Raw genomic sequence first — 1,813 nt, forward strand, 5'->3', positions numbered from 1 at the left:
CATGTGGATCATCGGCCTGCCTCTGGCTTCCGCCATTCTGCTTGGCGCCTGTCTGGCGCCGACCGACCCGGTCCTGGCTTCCGATGTCCAGATCGAACGGTCAGATGGTGATGAAGGGTGTGAGGCGCGTTTTGCGCTCACATCAGAGGCTGGCCTCAACGATGCACTGGCGTTTCCCTTTGTCTATCTGGCTCTGCTCGCGGCGGGCGCAGGCTTGAGTGCGGGCGGGCTGGGATTATGGTTTTGGCACGATGTCATTTGGCGACTTAGTCTCGGCTTGCTCGCGGGGCTGGCTGGCGGGTGGTTGCTGGGGCGCATCATTTATTTTCTGCCCGACGATACCCGGCTGTCGCGCACCGGTGACGGCTTTATTGCCCTTGGCATGACCCTCGCGATCTATGCCATGGCCGAATTTGTTCAGGGCTACGGCTTCCTCGCGGTCTTTGTCGCCGCGCTGATGCTGCGCACTGCGGCGCAGGGCGATGATTTCAACCGAGAGCTGCTTGATTTCGCTGACGAGACCGAGCGGCTTGTGATGATGGTGCTACTCCTGCTGTTCGGCGGCATGTTGACCGGCGGCGGACTGCTGGCGTCGATCAGTTGGCAGGCCGTCGGCTTGGCTGCGGTGGTACTTCTGATCATCCGTCCGCTTATCGGCTGGATCGCGCTCACCGGGGTGGACCGACCGAAACTTGAGCTGTTTGTCATCGCGTTTTTCGGGATCAGGGGACTGGGGTCGGTCTATTATCTTGCGTTTGCCGTCAACCACGGCGATTTTCCGGAGCATCATTTGCTGTGGGAGGTCGTGGGGCTGATCGTGCTTGCCTCGATCGTCATTCATGGCCTGTCGGTTACGCCGATTATGAAGCGACTTGATCGCCACTTCGGTCGCACGGCAGAAAGTGAGAGCTGATTTCTGCTAAACGCGCTGCAGTGCCTGCGGATAACTGCCCAATATGCGCACCCATTTGCTGTGATAGGCCAGCACCTTGAGCGCGCGGTCCACTGGCGGATCACCCGGCATGCCCTCGATATCCGCGTAAAACTCTGCCGCTGCAAAGCTGCCGCCGCGGATATAGCTTTCCAGCTTGGTCATGTTGATGCCATTAGTGGCAAAGCCGGATAGCGCCATGAACAGTGCAGCAGGGATGCTGTTCACCTCAAAAATCATGCTGGTCATGACCGGGCCGTTGCCCGGCAAAGGGTCATCGGCGCTTTCGGCCAGAACGACGAACCGGGTCATGTTATGGTCCGCATCCTCGATGCCTTCAGCCACAATATCCAGCCCGAACAGTTCACCTGCCAAGCGCGAGGCGATGGCGCACAGCCCGGCGTCATCAGATTCAGCGACAAATGCTGCCGCGCCTGACGTATCGGCGTAATTGATCGGCGCGATATGGTTGCCGCGCAGATATTGGCGGCATTGACCCAGTGCCTGCGGATGGCTGATCGCGGAGGCAAATGGCCCGCTGCTTTTCGCGAGTAGGCAATGGTGGACCGGAAGGAAATACTCAGCGACGATGTTCAGTCCGCTTTCAGGCAACAGAAAGTGGATGTCAGCCACGCGGCCATGCTGCGAATTTTCAATCGGGATGATGGCACGTGCCGCACGCCCGTCCTTGACCGCGTCCATCGCATCTTCGAACGAGAAGCACGGCAGCGGCAGGGCGTCGGGTGCGAACGCCTGCGCAGCGATATGCGAAAAGGCGCCAGGCGCACCCTGAAAGGCGATGGCCCGATCAGACGCATCGGCGGCGCGTGCTGCCATCGTAGCGATAAGCGACTGGGCGATTTTTGGATAGCTGGCCATATG

At 59.8% G+C, this 1,813-nt stretch carries 2 protein-coding genes; one reads left to right on the plus strand and one right to left on the minus strand.

Features of this window, described 5'->3' with window-relative positions:
• Positions 1-913: cation:proton antiporter (locus ACEW8G_RS00890; RefSeq protein WP_373486566.1), on the plus strand; the 913-nt coding region annotated here is incomplete at its 5' end.
• A 6-nt stretch (positions 914-919) separates the two neighbouring features.
• Here the strand turns inward: ACEW8G_RS00890 and ACEW8G_RS00895 are convergent.
• Entirely contained in the window at positions 920-1,810 is an 891-nt protein-coding gene (locus tag ACEW8G_RS00895) for a prephenate dehydratase (RefSeq protein WP_373486567.1), read from the minus strand.
• Positions 1,811-1,813 lie beyond the last annotated feature (3 nt).

Origin of the sequence: Blastomonas sp. (assembly GCF_041747255.1) — a bacterium.
Taxonomy (GTDB): domain Bacteria; phylum Pseudomonadota; class Alphaproteobacteria; order Sphingomonadales; family Sphingomonadaceae; genus Blastomonas.